Genomic DNA, 5,000 nt, shown 5'->3' with positions numbered 1-5,000 from the left:
CAATCTGAACTTAGGGACCGTTTAAGAGATTAGCTTCACCTTACGGTTTTGCGACTCGTTGTCGGCCCCATTGTAGCACGTGTGTAGCCCAGGACATAAGGGCCATGATGACTTGACGTCGTCCTCACCTTCCTCCCCGTTAGCCGGGGCAGTTCCCTCAGAGTTCCCAGCATTACCTGTTGGCAACAGAGGGTGAGGGTTGCGCTCGTTGCGGGACTTAACCCAACACCTCACGGCACGAGCTGACGACAGCCATGCAGCACCTGCACTGGCTCCCATTGCTGGGTCGTTCCCCTTTCGGCTCACTACCACCAGCATGTCAAGCCCTGGTAAGGTTCTTCGCGTTGCGTCGAATTAAACCACATGCTCCACCGCTTGTGCGGGCCCCCGTCAATTCCTTTGAGTTTCAACCTTGCGGCCGTACTCCCCAGGCGGGGCACTTACTCCGTTAGGTGCGGCACCGGAGGGGTCGATACCTCCGACACTTAGTGCCCATCGTTTAGGGCGTGGACTACCAGGGTATCTAATCCTGTTTGCTCCCCACGCTTTCGCGTCTCAGCGTCAGTTACAGGCCAGAGAGCCGCCTTCGCCACCGGTGTTCCTTCCAATATCTACGCATTTCACCGCTACACTGGAAATTCCACTCTCCTCTCCTATACTCTAGTTGAGCAGTTTCAGAAGCAATTCCATGGTTAAGCCATAGGATTTCACAACTGACTTGCTCAACCGCCTACACGCTCTTTACGCCCAGTAAATCCGAACAACGCTTGCCACCTCTGTCTTACCGCGGCTGCTGGCACAGAGTTAGCCGTGGCTTCTTTTGTTGGTACCGTCCACCCTTGATCTTATTCATACCAAAGGTTTCTTCCCAACCGAAAGAGGTTTACAACCCGAAGGCCTTCATCCCTCACGCGGCGTTGCTGCGTCAGGCTTTCGCCCATTGCGCAAGATTCCTCACTGCTGCCTCCCGTAGGAGTCTGGCCCGTGTGTCAGTGCCAGTGTGGCTGATCGTCCTCTAAGACCAGCTACCCATCGTCGCCTTGGTAGGCCATTACCCTACCAACTAGCTAATGGGACATGAGCCCCTCTTCGAGTGATAGCTTGCAAGCAGAGGCCATCTTTAAAAGGGAATGGCTTTCGCCCCCCCTTTTTCATCCAGTATTAGCCCTCCTTTCGGAAGGTTATTCCAGTCTCGAAGGCAGATTACCCATGCATTACTCACCCGTGCGCCACTTTACCGCTCCGTATTGCTACGAAGTTTCTCGTTCGACTTGCATGTGTTAAGCACGCCGCCAGCGTTCGTTCTGAGCCAGGATCAAACTCTCCATTAAATTCGAGATTTTGAACCTTTTTAAAGGTGTAACACTTTAATTGACTTGAAGCCCACCTGCTCTTCAATACACTCTATTTAGTTTTCAAAGACCAAAGACAGAGTTTTATTGAACCAAAACCCTTTCTTAATTTGAAAAAACAGTAACTTCTATCACGTCTACAAAGCATTGTCAAGAATAATCTACTTTTTTTTGAAAAAAATATCAAAACCCTTATGGGGCCTTATTTCATTGACAAAGAACGGTTTGAAAAACAGTCTAGGAGGATTTGTTACGCAACTTTAAAACAACCGCTTGGAGGTAACTTGTCATCCACTACCCGATTTCGACTTTGCAGTTGTAATAGGAGATAGTCCCTTTTGTAACATGGGCCAAAACCCAAGTCAAGCATTTTCCTAGGGTTCATTACTACTTTAAAGGTTTTTTTTATTGAGGCTTTTCCGGAGACGTTAGATTGGTTTTTTCAAAAGTAATATCCTGAAATGCAAACATATATTCATGCTCGAGATTTCTAAAAAACCACTGGTTTTTAAAATCAAAACCAATTAATCCCGCCATTGAGTCAAAATCCAACATCCATCCCTCTGGACTGTCCCTGAAAAAATAAGGGGGACTCTCGCCCCCTTCGCTTGAAAATCGAATTACTGAAAACGACCCCTGGGTGTAGATTTTTTTTCGTGGCCAAACCTCTTTTAATCGGAACAGTTCATTTTTCTGTTGCCCATCCGTTACCAACTGATTTTTAAAAAAGTTCCTGGTGTCGGGTGTATACAATTTCAAATTGGGATCTTTAATTTTTATTTTCAGCACTTCCATATACTTTTCCAAAACCATAGCCGGCCCAGATTGAGGACCAAATTGAGAGGGGTCACGAACAGGTTTAACTTCCTGCAATCCCTCCCCTATTTGCACGGAAGTTCTTGCTCCTGCCCCACCAGAAAACCCTTTTACATTCGGATTCTCCTTCTCGGGAATATAGTCCGACTGCCGAATGTCACCCATTGCCCTTCCCACCAAAAGCTCAACGGTGGCTTCAATCCCTTCTCCCACCCTCCCCGCTTGAAAAAAAGGAACCATCTGAGACCTTTCAATGGCTCCTACAAACCCATCCGGGAAAATAGGTTCAAGTTCATATCCCACCTCCATCCGGACCTCATGGCCTTTGGGATCAATCACCAGTAATAACCCTTTGGCCCCTCGGGTTTCGCTTCCCAATGCATAATCTTTAAATAAGTAAATGGAAGCCTCATTAATATCAGAAGGACTCTCTGCAAGTGTGGTCACCTGAAGGTGGATATCCCATTCTTCTAGAAGTTTTTGATAGTAACTGGCTAAACGTTTTTTATTCTCCCCCGTTAAGATTCCCGCGTGATCCTGAACAAAGGGAATGGGGTTTTCGGGTTGTGGGGTTTGGGTACAGCCGAGGGTTATAAATAGTAAGAACGATAAAAGTATAAACGGTTTAAGTTGTTCAAAACTGAAATTAACCATCGAGAAACCGATCTTTTATATCCTCAGTGGGAACTAAACAGGTTTGTCTCCGACCAAAAAAACGGAAACGGTTTTTTGCCACAAATTCATAGACCCAGTCGCGAATCGGTTTGGGGATTATAATAAAAGAATACAATAAGGACCACCCACCTGGCATCTCTTTTATAATCTTTAAGACGGCGGTGGATTTTGTGAAATGGCCTTCATGGGTGACCAAAACAAAAGTGGTAAAATCTTTTTGGGGAAGGCCAAAATCCGCTAAAAGTTTTTGACCCAATGGGGACTGCATCAAAGCCAATTTAAAATGTTTTTGTTTGTCTCTCTTGATTAAAAAGATTGTGGTCCCGGTGCACAGATTACAAACACCATCAAAAAGAATCAAGGGAGTTAGAAAATTTTCATTGGTCATTTAGAGTTTTGTTATAGCAAAACAAGCAAAAACATCCCTAACCCTGAAGCAGTTTTTCGTCATCCTTATACTTGGTACGCCTCGCTTCCCCTTCAATAAAAACCCTTTTCACTTGAGGAGTGGATTTTTTAATCATCCGGTCTATTCGCGCAACCGTACCTTCAATTTCCGCCGCCGAAGCGGAATCAATAAAGTCTACGCTTAGGTTGACCAGAATGTAATCCGGCCCTATGTGCATGGTGAGAACCTCATTTATATGTTCAACTACCGCGTAAGACTCCAAAATTCTACGAATTTCCTCTACCACTTTTTTATTTGCACTCTCCCCAATCAATAAACCCTTTGTTTCATAGGCGAGCCAGATTGCGGTTCCGCCAAGAATCAGTCCAATAATAATGGATGCCATTCCATCAAAATAAAGAATTCCCGTCATCTGGCTCAGAAATATTCCAAGGCCAGCCACAATGAGGCCCAGCATGGCAGCGGAATCTTCAAAAAGAACCACAAACATGGAAGGGTCTTTTCCCCTTTGGACCGCCTCAATATATCCCCACTTTCCTTTTGTCCGCGAGAATTCTCTGAAAGCAAAATACCACGCGGCTCCTTCAAACAGCATTGCCAGAGCCAAAACCATATAATTGATGGAGGGGCTTTCAATAGGATTTGGAACTAAAATATGCTGGACTCCCTCATAAATGGAAACCCCTGAACCCACAGCAAAGATAAGAATTGCCACTACAAAGCTCCAAAAGTAAATCTCTTTTCCATGGCCGAAAGGGAACTGTTCATCCGGGGGCTTCTTTGATTGGCGAATTCCGTAGAGCAGCAAGACCTGATTTCCGGTATCCACCACGGAATGAATTCCCTCAGAGAGCATGGCGGAACTTCCGGTAACTGCAGCGGCAAAAAACTTTGTTATAGCAATTAGGGAATTCCCAATCAGCGCAGCATAAATGACTTTTTTTGAAGCTGAGGAGGACATGTAGTTGATACAGGATATGTTTAAGGAGGGGTAAATTTCAAGGGGAAAAGATGGGATCTTAGGGTGTTGCCAATTCGAGCCCCGAAAGGTCGAGAAATTTGGTTTTTTATTTAAAATTCATTTTGGCTTAACCTCAAACTTCATTCCTTTTTTAATTCAATGGGGGACCAAATCCTTTCCTTAAAATCATGATAATTTCCATTTTTTTTACTATTTCATGAAATTCATTATCATTTGTTTTATAAGCACGCTTATATCCACTAAAAGGATCAACTTCCCAACCAATTGTTCCAGAAAGGGAAGTCAAATCCTTTCGGTTGTAAAATATTGTAGAAGGCATCCCCTGGTTTTAATTTTTAAACTAATTTGATATTTTTCAGCTTTTGGGCACATCTTTATCTCTTCTGATAATCTCTTTATTCATGCTTCCGCAGCTAATTCCGATGAGGAAAATTCTCCAAGATCCGCTCTTACAACCTTTGAATAATTTTTGGACCATGAAAAACTAAAAAAAGAAAAAAACCTACAATTGAAAGAATAAATAACTTTTTTAAAACTTCTCCTCTAATAAACTCTACCATCTCTGTCCGCATTGATTGCTTTTATGGTTCTTGAAACAAAAAATAACAGGAATTCTATATTTAAATACACTACTGTCCCAACGTTATACAAATAAATTCAATTGGTTATCGTCATCAATGGTTTCATCTTCGTAATCAATCGAAGAAAGCGCTTGTAATATTGGGGTTTTTTCGAACAGCGACACACTCAAAATTTGTAGAATTGT

The 5,000-nt window shown here is 43.5% G+C and carries 3 protein-coding genes and 1 rRNA gene (1 of these 4 running past the window's edge); all 4 read right to left on the bottom strand.

Annotated features, from left to right (window positions below; genetic code table 11):
- Positions 1-1,331 (bottom strand): 16S ribosomal RNA (locus tag VGB26_05425) (it extends 235 nt beyond the left edge of the window).
- A 426-nt stretch (positions 1,332-1,757) separates the two neighbouring features.
- Positions 1,758-2,822: a TPM domain-containing protein gene (locus tag VGB26_05420; GenBank protein ID HEX9757227.1), complete on the bottom strand. Its 1,065-nt coding sequence runs from the start codon at positions 2,820-2,822 to the stop codon at positions 1,758-1,760.
- A complete protein-coding gene (locus VGB26_05415) occupies positions 2,815-3,231 on the bottom strand; it encodes a thiol-disulfide oxidoreductase DCC family protein (GenBank protein HEX9757226.1) in 417 nt (138 codons plus the stop codon). Before VGB26_05415 ends, VGB26_05420 begins: the two co-directional genes overlap by 8 nt.
- 37 nt (positions 3,232-3,268) lie before the next feature.
- Entirely contained in the window at positions 3,269-4,213 is a 945-nt protein-coding gene (locus tag VGB26_05410; GenBank protein ID HEX9757225.1) for a cation diffusion facilitator family transporter, read from the bottom strand.
- Positions 4,214-5,000: the final 787 nt, after the last annotated feature.

Source organism: Nitrospiria bacterium (assembly GCA_036397255.1).
GTDB lineage: Bacteria > Nitrospirota > Nitrospiria > DASWJH01 > DASWJH01 > DASWJH01.
Note: the sequence above shows the minus strand (reverse complement) of the source record. Positions and strands in the feature narration are given on the sequence as shown.

What these genes read in the sequence shown, in the direction of transcription:
- VGB26_05410 (HEX9757225.1), bottom strand. Translation starts at nt 4,213, where the DNA reads ATGTCCTCCTCAGCTTCAAAAAAAGTCATTTATGCTGCGCTGATTGGG.
- VGB26_05415 (HEX9757226.1), bottom strand. Translation starts at nt 3,231, where the DNA reads ATGACCAATGAAAATTTTCTAACTCCCTTGATTCTTTTTGATGGTGTT.
- VGB26_05420 (HEX9757227.1), bottom strand. Translation starts at nt 2,822, where the DNA reads ATGGTTAATTTCAGTTTTGAACAACTTAAACCGTTTATACTTTTATCG.